This is a genomic window from Blautia sp. BCRC 81119 (assembly GCF_003184505.1).
GTDB classification, from domain to species: domain Bacteria; phylum Bacillota; class Clostridia; order Lachnospirales; family Lachnospiraceae; genus Blautia_A; species Blautia_A fusiformis.
This window is the reverse complement of record NZ_QJHD01000035.1, coordinates 12,312-28,631: the sequence shown is the minus strand read 5'-3', so window position 1 is coordinate 28,631 and position 16,320 is coordinate 12,312. Positions and strand designations below refer to the sequence as shown.

Here is a 16,320-nt window from a genome sequence, read left to right as displayed (position 1 = left end):
TAGTTGAAAGATGTCCGCCGGGTATAACGGAGGGCACAAAAGGCAGAAAGAGGTGATTCTTATGGCAGGATTTCATGACATCATCGGCCATGACGATATAATCAGGCATTTGAAGAATGCGATAGAGACAGGGAAGGTATCCCACTCTTATATTTTTACAGGGGAACCGGGATCCGGCAAGAAGCTTCTTGCGGGGACTTTTGCGGCAGCGCTGCAGTGTGAATCGGGAGAGTCTGAACCGTGTATGACTTGTGATTCCTGTAAGAAGGTGATCGGCAAGAATCATCCGGATATCATTACAGTAACTCATGAGAAGCCTGGAAGCATCAGCATTGACGAGGTGCGTGATCAGGTTGTGCGTGATGTGGATATCAAGCCGTACTGCAGTCCGTATAAGATCTATATCATTCCGGATGCGGAGATGATGACGGTGCAGGCGCAGAATGCCATTTTGAAAACTATCGAGGAACCGCCGGAATATGCGGTGATCATGCTGCTGACAAGCAATATCGACAGTCTTCTTCCTACGATCCGTTCCAGATGTGTGCGTCTGGATCTGAAGGTGGTGGATGACAGTCTTGTGAAGGAATATCTGATGGAGCATCTTCAGGTGCCGGATTATCAGGCTGAGATCGATGCGTCTTATGCGCAGGGCAGTATCGGCAAGGCGAAGGAGGCTGCGACTTCTCAGGAGTTTGCAGATATGACTGCCAATGCCCTGAAGATTTTGAAATATGCCAATTCCATGGAGGTTTATGAGCTGACAGAGGCGATCAAGACTTTGACTGCTGATAAGAATAATATCAATGATTATCTGGATATTTTCCAGTTCTGGTTCCGCGATGTTCTGATGTTTAAGGCAACAAGGGAAATTGACAACCTGGTTTTTAAACAGGAGATTAATTTTATCAGAGAGCAGGCCAGCGAGCGTTCTTATGAGAATATCGAAAAAATCCTTGAGGCACTGGAGAAGACGAAGGTGCGTCTCCGTGCCAATGTTAATCTCGAACTTGCCTTGGAGCTCCTGTTCCTGACAATTAGGGAGAAATAGAATGGAAAAGGTAGTTGGAGTCAGATTTCGTAACGTTGGTAAGATTTATTATTTTAATCCTAAGAATTATAAGGTGAAGGTCGGCGATCATGTGATCGTGGAGACTGCCCGTGGTGTGGAGTATGGCCGTGTTGTCCTGGAGCCGCGCAGCGTGAAGGAGGACGAGGTGGTCCATCCGCTGAAGGAGGTTCTCCGTGTTGCAACGAAGGAGGACGAGGATCATGAGGCTGAGAACCGCCAGAAGGAGAAAGAGGCTTTTAAGATCTGTAAGAAGAAGATCCGTGAGCATGGGCTTGATATGAAGCTGATCGATGCGGAGTATACCTTTGATAATAACAAGGTGCTGTTTTATTTTACAGCGGATGGCCGTATTGATTTCCGGCAGCTGGTTAAGGATCTGGCGTCTGTGTTTAAGACCAGGATCGAGCTTCGTCAGATCGGTGTCCGTGATGAGACGAAGATCCTTGGCGGTATTGGTATCTGTGGAAGGACGCTTTGCTGTCATACGTATCTTTCGGAGTTTGCGCCGGTTTCCATCAAGATGGCGAAGGAGCAGAATCTTTCTCTGAACCAGACGAAGATTTCTGGTGTCTGTGGTCGTCTGATGTGCTGTCTGAAGAATGAGCAGGAGACTTATGAGGAGCTGAACCGGAATCTTCCGGGTATCGGTGATATGGTAACGACGCCGCAGGGTGTTTCGGGTACGGTCCAGAGTGTGAATGTTCTCAGGCAGATGGTTAAGATCGTGGTTGAGGTGAATGACGAGAAGGAGATCCAGGAGTTTCCGGTCCGTGATCTGAGGTTCCGCCCTAAGAGAAAAAAGGGTAAGGGTGGTTCTGCTGACCACGAGGAGAAAGAGGTTAAAAAGGGAGATTCGAAGCCGAATGAGAAGTGATCTGGTTTATTGCGGTGAGCGTGTGGATGATCTTCAGAATGGGTTGTTTGTGATCCAGGATCCGAAGAAGTTTTGCTTTGGGATGGATGCGGTTCTGTTGTCTGGCTTTGCCCGGGTGAAGAGGGGTGAGGTTGCGCTGGATATGGGGACCGGTACGGGGATCATTCCGATCTTGCTTTCTGATCGTACGGATGGGGAGCATTTCACGGGGCTGGAGATCCAGCATGAGTGTGCGGAGATGGCTGACCGTAGTGTGAGGTATAATGGTCTTGAGGACAGGGTTCGGATCGTTGAGGGTGATATCAGGGAGGCTGCCGGGATTTTTGGGGCGGCTTCTTTTGATGTGGTGACGTGTAATCCGCCGTATATGATCGGGCAGCATGGGTTGACGAATCCGCATCTTCCGAAGGCGATCGCGAGGCATGAGATTTTGTGTTCGTTTGATGATGTGGCTTGTCAGGCTGCCCGGGTCCTGAAGGACCGGGGGCGGTTTTTTCTGGTGCACAGGCCGTTTCGGCTGGTGGAGCTGATGGCGACTTTGACGAAGTATAAGCTGGAGCCTAAGAGGATGCAGCTGGTGTATCCTTTTATTGATAAGGAGCCGAATATGGTGTTGATCGAGGCTTGTAAGGGCGGGAATTCCAGGATCCGGGTTGAGCGGCCGCTGGTGGTTTATGAGCGGCCTGGGGTTTATACGGAGGATGTTTTGGAGTTGTATCGGATGGTGTGAATGTTGTGATATTGTGGCTTAGGGTGGCTGCCTGGTTGGTTGTTTGGTTGTGAGAGATTGGGAGGCTACTCGGGAGGTTTTGGGCCATCGGCGCTGCGCTGGATGGCTGGGAGGTAGTGGTGGCTGTGGTACTTCGGTTGGTGAAGGGACGGCGAGGGGAGGCAGGCTGAGATTCAAAGCGAGAGATCGCAACGCATAGTGCGCTGAGTATCGAAGAATACAGACATCTTGCCGAAAGTGAACCACAGAGAAAGTGAAGAAATAAAACAACATCGGCACAGCGTGGCGCGCTGAGTACCGAAGAATACAGGCATCTTGCCGGAAGTGAATCACAGAGAAAGTGAAGAAATAAAACAACATCGGCACAGCGTAGTGCGCTGAATACCGAAGCATACAGACACAAGTCAACAAATAAGAACAACGAATCCCTTGCACTACTTAAAAAAAGCCCAAGGGGTGTGCAGAGGGGGCGCGGCTTTGCGGCCCCTTTGCGGTTTTCAAAGTTCCCAAACTTAAACAAACCCCCGCGGTCAAGCGGAATATCCCCCGCGGTTAAGCGGAATATCCCCCCGCGGTTAAGCAAAACAACTCCCCCACGGCCAAGTGGAAAACAACTCCCCGCGGTCAAGCGAGAAAAGAGGCAAATATGAAACAAAACGGAAAACTATACTTATGCGCCACCCCCATAGGAAACCTCGAAGACATCACCCTTCGAGTACTAAGAACCCTTCGGGAAGTGGACTTAATCGCTGCGGAGGATACCCGCAACAGCATAAAACTTCTGAATCATTTTGATATAAAAACCCCCATGACCAGCTACCACGAATACAATAAGATCGATAAGGGCCATGTCCTCGTGGAAAAGCTGCTGGCGGGTACAAACATTGCGTTGATCACAGATGCAGGTACTCCGGGTATCTCAGACCCCGGGGAGGAGCTTGCCGCCATGTGTTATGAAGCCGGAATTGAAGTGACTTCACTTCCGGGTCCTGCTGCCTGTATCACTGCTCTGACTTTGTCAGGCCTGCATACCAGGCGTTTTGCTTTCGAGGCTTTTCTTCCGGCGGATAAGAAAGAACGAAAAACGATCCTGGAGGAGCTTTCCTGTGAAACCAGGACTATTATTCTGTATGAGGCACCTCACAGGCTTGTACGGACTCTTGGTGAGCTCAGAGAGGCGCTTGGCAACCGCCGGATGACTCTTTGCAGAGAGCTGACCAAGAAGCATGAGACGGCATTCCGGACTACGATCGATGATCTGATGGATTTTTATAAAGATGAGAAGCCGCTGGGTGAGTGTGTTCTTGTGATCGAGGGCAGGAGCCGCAGTGAGATGGAGGCGGAGAAGCGTGCTTCCTGGGAGGAGATTTCCATTGCGGAGCATGTGGCGATGTATGAGCAGCAGGGGAATTCCAGGAAGGATGCCATGAAGCTTGCTGCCAAGGATCGTGGTGTTTCCAAGCGGGATATTTATAAGGCGCTTCTGGATGGAGAAGATTCTGCTGAATGATCAGGTGTAATTGTGGTACGGATCGTAGGTAACGTGATCGTGGATGATTGAATAAGCTGCATACTGTGACCAAGGATTTTTGGGAACGTATGTGGCTTTTTTTTGTGGTAATAAAAAGTACTGTGCGGATTTTGTCGAAATGATTTGCTTGCAGTATAGACCATATTGTGGTAAGCTGATCTTATCAAAAATAAAAAGCAGTTCCGGGATTCTATGGAAATGCTGTAAAAGCATATTTTCTAAAAATAATCTTATTTTTCTATTACATTTCATATATCAGGCAGATTGCCTGTCATCTCAGAAAATTCATGCTTTTTTCCATTTTTCAGCAGGAGTTTTCAGATGAGGCTCCTTGAGATCAAAACAGAGGAGTCGTGTATGATCGTAAACAATAACAGAACAAACAGCTCTAACCTGCGGCAGTGGCATCCTGCATTTTTTGCTGATATCCAGATAGAACTGGAGGCAGAAAGGGAGAATCTGATTTTTGAGAATGAGCATCAGCTTGGGACGAAACCAATGGAGATCGATGCGCTTGTGATCAAAAAGAAATCAGATATCCCCATTAATAAAAACATAGGAAGGATCTTCCGAAAATATAATATCATTGAATATAAGAGTCCGACGGATTATATAAGCATCAATGATTTTTATAAGGTGTGTGGATATGCCTTTTTTTATAAAGCAGATACGGTAACTGAGGATGAAATCCCAATTGAGGAGATTACAATCTCTTTGGTAAGTAGGGCATATCCCCGGAAGATGCTCCGTCATTTGAGGGAGTTTTGGAAATGCCGGGTAAAAAAGATGGAAGAAGGAATTTATTACGTAACAGGATCTAAGATCCCAATCCAGGTCATTGTAACAGAGCAGTTGTCAAAGAAGAAAAATCTGTGGCTGAGAAGTCTGACTGATAGAATAAAAGATAAGGAAGATATGAAACGACTTCTCAATGAATACAGAGAAAAGCAGAAAAATCCTTTGTACGAATCAGTTATGCAGATGATCGTAAGGGCTAATGAAGAAAAATTCAGGGAGGCGGATTGTATGTGTGAAGCATTAAATCGGATCATACAGGATCAGATCGAGGAAAAGATAAGAAAAAGTTTACAGGCTGGCTATGATGAAGGGTATGGAATTGGAATGCAGGATGGAATAAAGGATGGAATGCAGCGGGGAATGCAACAGGGAATGCAGCAGGGAATGCAGCAGGGAATGCAGCGGGGAGAACATAGTATTAACAGTTTGATCCTCTGCCTTGCTGAGCTGGGGAGGACGTCTGATATTATAAGATCGGCATCAGATCCGGAATACCAGAAGAAATTGTTAAAGGAATTTGGGCTTTTGCCGGAGTAGCTGAATATTCCATATGTTTTAAGAGCATATTGTGCTATGTTTTGGGATTGCATTTAATAAGATACTTTTTTGACTGTATTTCCTATGATTTTGCGTGGAAATACAGGCTTTTTTGTGCTATAATAAACTCTGTATTCGTATGTAAAAAATATTTATTTTACAGGTATAAATGACACTTCCGGAGCGGGTTTGAGAATTGCTTTCTGCAAAATGAAAATACAGTATTTCCTGAAATTAACAGATCAGTTTATCTTGCTCAGGATTTGATGTAATGATTTCTGAAGCTGCTATGGTTCTGCAGAAATGAATTTTCAAACACGTCCGGACGACAAGAACAGGAGGAATGACATGGGCGCAGAGAATACAGAATACGGCGCGGATCAGATCCAGATCCTGGAAGGACTGGAAGCCGTACGTAAGAGGCCTGGAATGTATATCGGAAGTACCTCCAGCCGTGGACTTCATCATCTCGTATATGAGATCGTGGATAACGCAGTCGATGAAGCACTGGCTGGTTTTTGTACGGAGATCCATGTAGATATCAATCCGGATAATTCCATTACAGTTACAGATAATGGTCGTGGTATTCCGGTTGGTATCAATCATAAGGCTGGTATTCCGGCAGTTGAGGTTGTATTTACCATTCTTCACGCAGGCGGTAAGTTCGGCGGTGGAGGATATAAGGTTTCCGGTGGTCTTCACGGTGTTGGTGCATCTGTTGTAAATGCACTTTCCGAATGGCTGGAGGTTATCATCTACCGAGAGGGTAAGGAATACAAACAGAGATATGAGCGTGGCAAGACTATGTACCCGCTGAAGGTGGTAGGTGACTGTGATCCGGGGCTTTCAGGAACGAAGGTTTATTTCCTTCCGGACAAGGAGATCTTTGAGGAGACTGTTTATGATTATGATATCCTGAAACAGAGACTTCGTGAGATGGCTTTCCTGACTAAGGGTCTTCGTATCGTTCTGGAGGATAAGAGAGAGGGTCAGGAGCGCGAGAAGGTATTCCACTATGAGGGGGGTATCCGTGAGTTTGTAAGCTACCTGAACAGAAGCAAGGAGGCTCTTTACCCGGAGATCATTTACTGTGAGGGTGAGAAGGACGGCGTGTCTGTAGAGGTTGCGCTGCAGCATAATGACTCCTATACAGAGAACACCTATGGCTTTGTAAACAATATCAATACACCGGAGGGCGGTACACACATTACCGGTTTCCGTAATGCGATCACCAATACATTTAATGATTATGCACGTAAGAACAAGCTTCTCAAGGACAGTGAGCCGAACTTAAGCGGTGATGATATCCGTGAGGGCCTGACTGCGATCGTCAGTGTTAAGATCGAGAATCCGCAGTTTGAGGGTCAGACCAAGCAGAAGCTTGGAAACAGTGAGGCAAGAGGTGCGGTAGACAGTGTTGTAAGTAAACAGCTGGAGATTTTCCTGGAGCAGAATCCTGCAGTTGCCAAGGCTACCGTTGAGAAATCTGTTCTTGCACAGAGAGCCAGAGAGGCAGCCAGAAAGGCACGTGACCTTACAAGAAGAAAATCCGCACTGGACAGCATGTCACTTCCTGGAAAGCTTGCAGACTGTTCTGACAAGAATCCGGAGAACTGTGAGATCTATATCGTAGAGGGAGATTCCGCGGGCGGTTCTGCCAAGACAGCGAGAAACCGTGCCACACAGGCAATCCTTCCGCTGCGTGGTAAGATCCTGAATGTTGAGAAGGCACGTCTGGATAAGATTTACGGAAACAAAGAGATCAAGGCAATGATCACTGCCTTCGGAACCGGAATCCATGAGGATTTTGATATTTCCAAGCTTCGTTATCACAAGATCATCATTATGACCGATGCCGATGTTGACGGTGCGCATATCGCAACACTGCTTCTGACCTTCCTGTATCGTTTCATGCCGGAGCTGATCAAGCAGGGATATGTATACCTGGCGCAGCCTCCTCTCTATAAAGTGGAGAAGAACAAAAAGGTATGGTATGCATATGACGATGATGAGCTGAACAATATCCTTACCGAGATCGGACGTGACGGAAACAATAAGATCCAGCGTTATAAAGGTCTGGGTGAGATGGATGCCGAGCAGCTCTGGGAGACTACTATGGACCCTGAGAAGAGAATCCTTCTCCGTGTGACCATGGACGAAGCTGCCACATCTGAGATCGATCTGACATTTACCACTCTTATGGGAGACAAGGTAGAGCCAAGACGTGAATTTATCGAAGAAAATGCAAGATTCGTTAAGAATCTTGATATCTAGGAGAATAAAGAAGAATGGAAGATAATATTTTTGACAAAGTCCACGAAGTGGATCTGGAAAAAACGATGAAGGAATCTTACATCGACTATGCCATGAGTGTTATCGCCTCACGAGCTTTGCCTGATGTAAGAGACGGTCTGAAGCCGGTACAGCGTCGAGTTCTGTACTCTATGATCGAGCTGAATAATGGTCCTGACAAGCCACACAGAAAATGTGCGCGTATTGTCGGTGATACCATGGGTAAATATCATCCGCACGGTGACAGCTCCATCTATGGTGCGCTGGTCAATATGGCTCAGGAATGGTCCACAAGATATCCGCTGGTTGACGGGCATGGAAACTTTGGTTCCGTGGATGGTGACGGTGCGGCTGCCATGCGATATACAGAGGCACGTCTCAGCAAGATATCCATGGAGATGCTTGCTGACATCAACAAGGATACGGTTGATTTTCAGCCGAACTTTGATGAAACAGAGCGTGAGCCGGTTGTACTTCCGGCACGTTTTCCGAACCTTTTAGTAAACGGTACTACAGGTATTGCGGTAGGTATGGCAACCAATATTCCGCCGCATAACCTTCGTGAAACTATCAATGCAGTTGTTAAGATCATTGATAACATTGTAGAAGAAGACAGAGAAACAGCTATGGAGGAGCTTCTTGAGATCGTAAAGGGACCGGATTTCCCTACAGGAGCGACCATCCTCGGAACGAGAGGGATCGAGGAAGCTTACCGTACCGGACGTGGCAAGATCCGTGTCCGTGCGGTGACGAATATCGAGACTTTGCCAAACGGTAAATCCCGTATCGTGGTTACCGAGCTCCCGTACCTTGTAAACAAGGCACGTCTGATCGAGAAGATCGCAGAGCTTGTCCGTGACAAAAAGATCGACGGGATCACAGACCTGAACGACCATTCCAGCCGTGAGGGTATGCGAATCTGTATTGATCTTCGTAAGGATGCCAATGCCAACGTGATCCTGAATCTGCTTTACAAGCATACACAGCTGCAGGATACTTTTGGTGTGATCATGCTTTCTCTTGTTCCAAATCATGGAAGTATGGAACCGAAGGTTCTGAACCTGAAAGAGATGCTGGAGTACTATCTGGAGCATCAGGAGAATGTAGTTCGCAGAAGAACACAGTATGATCTTAATAAGGCACAGGAGAGAGCCCATATTTTGGAGGGCCTTCTGAAGGCACTTGATAATATTGACGAAGTGATCCGCATCATCCGTGGTTCCCGCAACGTACAGATCGCCAAGCAGGAGCTGATCGACCGTTTTGAGTTGACAGATGTGCAGGCACAGGCGATCGTGGATATGCGTCTCCGTGCACTGACAGGTCTGGAAAGAGAGAAGCTGGAGGCTGAGTATGCAGAGCTTATGGAGAAGATCCGCAAGTTCCAGGCAATCCTTGCTGACCGCAAGCTCCTTCTCCGGGTGATCCGAGAGGAGATCCTTGCCATTGCAGAGAAATACGGCGATGACAGAAAGACTTCCATCGGATACGATGTATATGATATCTCTACAGAGGATCTGATCCCGAGAGAAAATACAGTGATCGCAATGACAAAGCTTGGTTATATCAAGCGTATGACCGTTGACAACTTCCGCAGCCAGAACCGTGGCGGCAGAGGAATCAAGGGTATGCAGACGATTGAGGATGACTATATCGAAGAGCTTCTGATGACGACAACGCACCATTATCTCATGTTCTTTACTAATACAGGACGTGTATACAGACTGAAGGTATATGAGATCCCGGAGGCTGGTCGTACAGCCAGAGGAACTGCGATCATCAATCTTCTGCAGCTTGCACCGGGAGAAAAGATCACAGCTGTGATCCCGCTTCGTAAATATGAAGAGGGGCATTATCTGATGATGGCCACCAAGAAAGGCCTTGTGAAGAAAACTCCGATCAAGGATTACGAGAATGTCCGTAAGACAGGTCTTACAGCAATCGTTCTTCGTGATGATGACGAGCTGATCGAGGTTAAGGCTACTGATAATAATAAAGATATTATTCTTGTGACCAGGGACGGACAGTGTATCCGCTTTAAGGAAACGGATGTCCGCAGCACAGGCCGTGCGTCCATGGGAGTAAGAGGTATGAATCTTACTGACGGTGATGAAGTTGTTGCCATGCAGCTGAACACTCAGGGAGATTATCTGCTTGTAGTTTCCGAGAACGGAATGGGCAAACGTACAGCTATGAGTGAGTTCGTTGTCCAGAACCGTGGCGGTAAGGGTGTGAAGTGCTACAAGATCACCGAGAAGACCGGAAATGTTGTTGGCGCCAAGGCTGTCAACGAAGAGAACGAGATCATGATGATCACTACAGAGGGTATCATTATCCGTCTGCAGTGTGCGGATATCTCTGTTCTTGGAAGGATCACCTCCGGTGTGAAGATGATCAATCTTACAGAGGGTGTAACCGTTGCAAGTATCGCCAAGGTAAGAGATAAAGATCCGGAAGCAGATACAACTACCGAAAAAGCTGACGGAGAAACCGGCGATAACGAAGAAGGCTCTGCAGAGGAAACTGTCACAGGCAGTGAAGAGGAATAAGGTCGAGGATAAGTCATGACGACGACAAAGAAAAAACGCAGAAAAAAATCAGTAAAGAAGCTGAAATACTCTAATAAAAAACTGAATTTTGTCCACATTGCGACACTGGCGGGGATCATTCTGATCCTGCTGGTGATCGTTCTGGCGGCCAGAGGTTGCGGAAAGATCAGCCACAGAACTCCGGAGGGGGTTGTGGAAGGCTACATCAAAGCGGCAGCAGCAGGCAAGAATAAAAAGATGCAGAGCTGTTACAGTGCGGATAAGTTATCGGATGAGGCGAAAACAGAGATTTCCTCCACGATAAAATATTTTCAGGCCCATGGAGTAAAGGATGTAAATATCGACAGCTGTGGCTCCATTTCTGAAAACAAAAATTATTCTTATGTTTATATCCGCTATAATCTTGTTCTGGAGAACGAGCAGGAATATCCATGTATCAGTACCTATCTTGTAAAGGTCCAGGACAAAAAGTATTATCTGTATGCGCCTTCTGAGATTTCAGATAAGATCAGCCAGCAGGCTGCCAAGGATTATCAGAAATTTATGACTACGAAAACCTATACAGATTATACAAAGGCTTATGAGGTTTTTCTGAAAAAGAATCCGGGATACGAGGATAAGATCGCAGGGAAACTGAACGGATAAAGCAGAGGCGGGAGGATGTAAGAATGAAGCGGATTTTGCTGATGGTGCTCAGAAATATAGTCTTTGTTCCTTACTGGTGGATCAAGCTTTGCTGGTATGCAGCGCATACAGATGATTATCCGGAAGAGAAGAAATACGCATTCCTGAGACTGGTAGATGAGCATGCCATCGAAGGCGGAAATATCCATATTGATGTGCATGGAGCTGAAAATATCCCAAAAGAAAAGGGATTTATGTTTTTTCCGAATCACCAGGGACTGTTTGATGTGCTGGCGATCATCCGGGCATGCCCGGTTCCTTTTTCGGTAGTTGCCAAGAAGGAAGTTGGAGAGATTCCTTTTCTGAAGCAGGTTTTTGCCTGTATGAAGGCCTTTATCATTGACAGGGAAGACCTGAAGCAGTCCATGCAGGTCATTGTCAATGTAATACGGGAAGTGAAGGCTGGTCGTAATTATCTGATCTTTCCGGAGGGAACCAGAAGTAAAAACGGAAATCATCCGGGACCGTTCAAGGGCGGCAGCTTCAAGACTGCCACCAAGACGAAATGCCCGATCGTTCCGGTTGCACTGATCGATTCCTTTAAGGCTTTTGATACCGGTTCTACAGAGAGGATCACCGTACAGGTGCATATCCTTCCTCCGATGTATTATGAGGAATACAAAGATATGCATACCACAGAGCTCGCAGAAGAAGTGAAGAGACGGATCGAAAAGGTGATCGAAGAGAATATTATGTAAAAAAGAAAAGACTTTGATGAAGTTGGAACAAAAACATCATCAAGGTCTTTTTTTTGTTGTATGTTTTGTATAAAAACGAAACGTTTTATTTGTGGATTGTTGGGCATATACAACCAAAAGGTTTGATGATAACATAGAGACATCCATACAATATAAATAAAAGATGTAAAGAGGACGAACAGATGAAAAAAGAAGAATACCTTTCTCTGATCGATGAGGTGATCGCACAGGGACCGTACACGGATACCTGGGATTCTCTCTGTGAGCATCCTACGCCGAAGTGGTATGCAAGAGATAAATTCGGAATTTTTATCCACTGGGGTGTTTACAGTGTTCCGGCTTTCGGAAATGAATGGTATCCCAGAAATATGTATGTGAAAGGCTCTAAGGAGAACCTGCATCATACAGAGAAATACGGAACTCTGGATAAATTCGGCTACAAGGATTTTATTCCTCAGTTTAAGGCTGAGAAGTTTGATCCGAAGGAATGGGCGGCCTTATTTAAAGAGGCGGGGGCGAAATTCGTAGTTCCGGTAGCGGAGCATCACGATGGATTTCAGATGTATGCAAGTGACCTTTGTCGCTGGAACGCTGCTGAGATGGGACCGAAAAGAGATATTCTCGGAGAGCTGAAGACAGAGGTTGAGAAAGAGGGAATGGTTCTCGGTGCTTCTTCTCACAGAGCAGAGCATTACTGGTTCTTTAATGGAGGTCGTCAGATCCCGGAGGCTGATGTCAATGATCCGGAATATGCGGATCTTTATGGGCCGGCAGCAGGAATCACCAGAGATATGAGTGATATTTATGACAATCCTCCGACAGAGGAGCATATGCAGGACTGGCTTGTCCGCACCTGCGAGATCGTGGATAAATATCAGCCATCCATCGTGTATTTTGACTGGTGGATCCAGCAGTATGCATGGAAACCGTATCTTCGTAAATTTGCAGCATATTATTACAACCGTTCTGCACAGTGGGGAAAAGAAACAGCCATTGATGCCAAATTTGACGCATATGTTTACGGCAGCGCAGTCAATGATCTGGAAAGAGGTCAGTTAGACCATATCACACCGGATCTGTGGCAGAATGATACGTCTGTAGCTAAGAATTCCTGGTGCTATACCATTGGAAATGATTATAAGAAGCCTTCCGATGTAGTGCTGGATCTGATCGATGTAGTCAGCAAAAATGGTGCACTTCTTCTTAATATCGGACCGAAGCCGGATGGAACAATTCCGGAAGAGGATGCACATAGCCTGAGAGAAATGGGAAAATGGCTGAAGGTAAACGGAGAGGCGATATACGGAACCAGATACTGGAAGATATTCGGAGAGGGACCGACGGTGGTTCCGGAAGGACATTTCACGGATACCTATGATAAGCACTTTACTTCTGAGGATATCCGTTTTACAAGTAAGAGCAATCATATTTATGCGACTGTTCTGCACTGGCCGGAGGATGGAGAGATCCATATCAAAGCTCTTGGCAATGATATGAAGCTTTTGAAATCCACGATCCGGGATATTGAGATCCTCGGAACAGATCTGCATCCGGCATTTGCGAGAAATAAAGAACTGGATATTTCCTGCGGAAGAGGGGTTATTGAGGCGGGAGATATGCCGGTGGTATTGAAGATCACAGTAGAATAGCTGTTGGGGGAAGCGAGTAAATTATAATGTCTTTTTGAAAGGACAGAAAGGATAAGGTATTTTAATTATGGGAGATGTAAGATTCACAGGAAACTGGAACTCTGTAAATGCACACACAGTTCCAAAATGGTATGAGGATTGTAAATTTGGAATTTTTATCCATTGGGGAATTTATTCCGTGCCGGCATTTGCACCGCATACATGGGAGCTGGGAGAGGTTGATTCCAAGGAATGGTTTGCGGATAATCCGTATGCAGAATGGTATTACAATTCTCTGAACATTGGAAAAGGCCCTACATATAAGCATCATATAGAAAAATACGGAAAAGATTTCAAATACGAAGATTTTATTCCTATGTGGAAAGCTGAAAACTGGGATCCGAAGCAGTGGGCAGAGATCTTCAAAGAAGCAGGTGCGGAGTATGTTGTTCTGACAACCAAGCATCATGACGGATTCTGCCTGTTCCCAAGTAAATATACACATTTCAATTCCGTAGAAATGGGACCGAAGAGAAATATCACCGGTGAGCTGACAGAAGCTGTCCGTGACGCAGGAATCCGCATGGGTCTGTATTATTCCGGACTGATCGACTGGCAGTATGCAAACGATCCTATTTTTGAGGATGATGATCTGTTTGGAACAGCCAGCCCGACATTTGCATATGCAGATTATTCCTATAATCAGATGAAAGAGCTTGTAGATGATTATGCACCGAGTGTGTTCTGGAATGATATCGGATGGCCGACACAGAGTGAAGAGATGATGCCGTATTTCTTTGCACATTATTACAATAAGGTTCCGGAGGGTGTGGTAAATGACCGTTTCAACGGACGTTATCACGATTTCCTTACTAAGGAATATAAATCCGGTTCTGTAAACAGAAATGAGAAATGGGAGATGTGCCGTGGAATGGGCTTATCCTTCGGTTATAATGCCAACGAAGGCGATGACAAGCTGATCTCTGTTCCGGATCTGATCTCATTTCTTGTCGGAACAGTGGCAAATAACGGAAATCTTCTCCTGAACATCGGCCCGAAGGCAGATGGAACTATCCCGGAGGAGCAGGTAAGAAGACTGAAGATCCTGGGTGCATGGCTGAAGGTAAACCATGACGGTATTTACGGAACACGCTGCAGTGACCGTGAATCTGAGCTGCTTGAGAGTGGAATCGAGCTCCATTATACACAGAAAGACGGAAATCTGAATGTGTTTGCAGATCATCTGAAGGAAGGCGCCAATGAATTCCTGATCAAGGGCTATCACGGAGCGCTGAGACCATTTGATCCGGCAGTGAAGGTAGAAACTGAAGATACTGCAGAAGGACTTCTTGTGAAGATTCCGGAATATAAAGAAGATATGTATGTGGTTGGATTAACCAACAGATTCTAAATGATGAACATGAGGACCGGATGTATGTCGGTCCTTTTGTTGCTACATGGGAGAAGATCGTGGATATCCGATCGATTCTCAGGGAGGGAGCTTTTATGTTTGGGAAAAAAATCGCAATACTGTTATCAACGGCAATGATCCTGACAGGGTCCTGTGTATCTTCTGTGGCTGTACATGCACAGACTGGTTATGCGGCTGAATATGCACAGGAAGCATCGGCAGCAGGTGTGCAGAGCACTGCAAAGCTTGTTGCGAAGGGCTCCTGTGGAAGCAAAGCTGTTTACCGGTTGTACTCCAATGGAAACCTGCAGATACAGGGAAAAGGGGAGGTTAAGGTTACCGATGATTTTTCATACAGATCAGCAACGATAAAAACGGTAACCGTTGCATCTGGGATCACGGGAATCGGTGACAGAACCTTTTCAGACTGCAGAAATATGAAGAGGATTTCGTTGCCGGGAACTCTGCGGAGTATTGGAGTAAGAGCATTTGGAGATACTGCGATCACCAGGATCAAGCTTCCTGATGGACTGAAAAGCATTGGTGCATATGCTTTTTACCAGAGTAAGCTTATGAGCCTGGATGTACCGAAAACTGTGACAAAAATTGATGAATATGCTTTCAGTTACTGTAACAATCTGGAATCTGTCAGCATTCCGGGAAGTGTGAAAATATTACCGGAATCGTTATTTGAGGCGGATATGAAGCTGAAAAAGGTTACGCTTGGACAGGGCGTTTCCAGGATAGAAAGAGCGGCCTTTCGGCATTGCGGTTTGACAGGAGTAAGCTTTCCGGACAGTGTTACGGTTATTGGTGAAGGTGCGTTTTCTTTTTGTCCAGATCTCAGAAAGGTGTCGTTGCCGAAGAAGCTTACAGAGATCGGGAACGGTGTATTCAGTAATTGTCGAAAACTGGGGAATATTACAGTACCTGCCAGTGTGAAAAAGATCAGAAGCCATGCTTTTTATGATTGCCTGGCAATGAAAAAGATTACGATCCTCAACAGTAAAACAGTGATAGAAAAAGAAGCGATCGGCTATAATTTCAATAGTGGAAAAAATAAAACTTTTGTCATTGCCGGAAAAAAGGGTTCTACTGCTCAGACTTACGCAAAGAAAAATGGGTTCCGTTTTTTGAACAATACTGCCGCAGTAAGGACCGCAAAGATGACCGGCGTGCCCAAAACAAAAACCATACTTCGTGGAAAAACATATACGATCCAGGCAGTGACCGTGCCGTATTACAGCGACGAAAAGATTCTTTTCCGTTCCTCGGATCGCAGGATCGCTACGGTAAATTCCAAAGGTGTTGTAAAGGGAATCCGAAAAGGGACGGCCGTGATCACCGTGCAGAGCGGAGCGAAAAAACTAAACTGTAAGATAACGGTGAAGTAACGATGAAGCAGGCGTACGTAAAATCGCCATAACAGTGAAAGAATACAAAAGAAAATAAAAACAGAAGCCCGGCAGATGAAACATGGAGAGTTATCACATGTGCAGCTGCCGGGTTTTTTATA

The 16,320-nt window shown here is 46.0% G+C and carries 12 protein-coding genes; all 12 read left to right on the top strand.

From position 1 onward, the window contains the following. The first annotated feature begins 61 nt into the window (after positions 1-61). Entirely contained in the window at positions 62-1,051 is a 990-nt protein-coding gene (gene holB / locus DMI82_RS17570; RefSeq protein ID WP_015526578.1) for a DNA polymerase III subunit delta', read from the top strand. 1 nt (position 1,052) lies between these two features. Then, positions 1,053-1,946: a PSP1 domain-containing protein gene (locus tag DMI82_RS17565; protein ID WP_021651243.1), complete on the top strand. Its 894-nt coding sequence runs from the start codon at positions 1,053-1,055 to the stop codon at positions 1,944-1,946. Beyond that, positions 1,936-2,676, top strand: a complete 741-nt coding sequence (locus tag DMI82_RS17560) for a tRNA1(Val) (adenine(37)-N6)-methyltransferase (RefSeq protein WP_059086497.1) — start codon at positions 1,936-1,938, stop codon at positions 2,674-2,676. Before DMI82_RS17565 ends, DMI82_RS17560 begins: the two co-directional genes overlap by 11 nt. 646 nt (positions 2,677-3,322) lie before the next feature. Then, on the top strand, positions 3,323-4,186 hold the full coding sequence (gene rsmI, locus DMI82_RS17555) for a 16S rRNA (cytidine(1402)-2'-O)-methyltransferase (protein ID WP_092072414.1): 864 nt from the start codon (positions 3,323-3,325) through the stop codon (positions 4,184-4,186). 378 nt (positions 4,187-4,564) lie between these two features. Then, the gene (locus DMI82_RS17550) at positions 4,565-5,542 is read left to right on the top strand and encodes a 3-isopropylmalate dehydrogenase (RefSeq protein WP_110104099.1); all 978 of its coding nucleotides are present in this window, start codon (positions 4,565-4,567) and stop codon (positions 5,540-5,542) included. A gap of 348 nt (positions 5,543-5,890) precedes the next feature. Beyond that, positions 5,891-7,816, top strand: coding sequence for a DNA topoisomerase (ATP-hydrolyzing) subunit B (gyrB, locus tag DMI82_RS17545; protein ID WP_059086496.1), 1,926 nt, complete (start codon positions 5,891-5,893; stop codon positions 7,814-7,816). A gap of 14 nt (positions 7,817-7,830) precedes the next feature. Beyond that, the gene (gene gyrA, locus DMI82_RS17540) at positions 7,831-10,383 is read left to right on the top strand and encodes a DNA gyrase subunit A (protein WP_110104089.1); all 2,553 of its coding nucleotides are present in this window, start codon (positions 7,831-7,833) and stop codon (positions 10,381-10,383) included. Between the two features lie 15 nt (positions 10,384-10,398). After that, positions 10,399-11,028: a hypothetical protein gene (locus tag DMI82_RS17535; protein ID WP_021651690.1), complete on the top strand. Its 630-nt coding sequence runs from the start codon at positions 10,399-10,401 to the stop codon at positions 11,026-11,028. Positions 11,029-11,051: 23 nt separating this feature from the next. After that, on the top strand, positions 11,052-11,765 hold the full coding sequence (locus tag DMI82_RS17530; protein WP_021651689.1) for a lysophospholipid acyltransferase family protein: 714 nt from the start codon (positions 11,052-11,054) through the stop codon (positions 11,763-11,765). 182 nt (positions 11,766-11,947) lie between these two features. Then, positions 11,948-13,414, top strand: coding sequence for an alpha-L-fucosidase (locus DMI82_RS17525; protein ID WP_110104088.1), 1,467 nt, complete (start codon positions 11,948-11,950; stop codon positions 13,412-13,414). A 67-nt stretch (positions 13,415-13,481) separates the two neighbouring features. Further along, positions 13,482-14,804 carry an alpha-L-fucosidase gene (locus DMI82_RS17520; protein ID WP_110104087.1) on the top strand — a complete coding sequence of 441 codons (1,323 nt, stop codon included), beginning with the start codon at positions 13,482-13,484 and terminating at the stop codon, positions 14,802-14,804. A 95-nt stretch (positions 14,805-14,899) separates the two neighbouring features. Next, on the top strand, positions 14,900-16,198 hold the full coding sequence (locus tag DMI82_RS17515; RefSeq protein WP_158526509.1) for a leucine-rich repeat protein: 1,299 nt from the start codon (positions 14,900-14,902) through the stop codon (positions 16,196-16,198). Positions 16,199-16,320 lie beyond the last annotated feature (122 nt).

Excerpts from the sequence above, each read along its gene's own strand:
- holB (WP_015526578.1), top strand. The coding sequence starts at position 62 with ATGGCAGGATTTCATGACATCATCGGCCATGACGATATAATCAGGCAT.
- DMI82_RS17565 (WP_021651243.1), top strand. The coding sequence starts at position 1,053 with ATGGAAAAGGTAGTTGGAGTCAGATTTCGTAACGTTGGTAAGATTTAT.
- DMI82_RS17560 (WP_059086497.1), top strand. The coding sequence starts at position 1,936 with ATGAGAAGTGATCTGGTTTATTGCGGTGAGCGTGTGGATGATCTTCAG.
- rsmI (WP_092072414.1), top strand. The coding sequence starts at position 3,323 with ATGAAACAAAACGGAAAACTATACTTATGCGCCACCCCCATAGGAAAC.
- DMI82_RS17550 (WP_110104099.1), top strand. The coding sequence starts at position 4,565 with ATGATCGTAAACAATAACAGAACAAACAGCTCTAACCTGCGGCAGTGG.
- gyrB (WP_059086496.1), top strand. The coding sequence starts at position 5,891 with ATGGGCGCAGAGAATACAGAATACGGCGCGGATCAGATCCAGATCCTG.
- gyrA (WP_110104089.1), top strand. The coding sequence starts at position 7,831 with ATGGAAGATAATATTTTTGACAAAGTCCACGAAGTGGATCTGGAAAAA.
- DMI82_RS17535 (WP_021651690.1), top strand. The coding sequence starts at position 10,399 with ATGACGACGACAAAGAAAAAACGCAGAAAAAAATCAGTAAAGAAGCTG.
- DMI82_RS17530 (WP_021651689.1), top strand. The coding sequence starts at position 11,052 with ATGAAGCGGATTTTGCTGATGGTGCTCAGAAATATAGTCTTTGTTCCT.
- DMI82_RS17525 (WP_110104088.1), top strand. The coding sequence starts at position 11,948 with ATGAAAAAAGAAGAATACCTTTCTCTGATCGATGAGGTGATCGCACAG.
- DMI82_RS17520 (WP_110104087.1), top strand. The coding sequence starts at position 13,482 with ATGGGAGATGTAAGATTCACAGGAAACTGGAACTCTGTAAATGCACAC.
- DMI82_RS17515 (WP_158526509.1), top strand. The coding sequence starts at position 14,900 with ATGTTTGGGAAAAAAATCGCAATACTGTTATCAACGGCAATGATCCTG.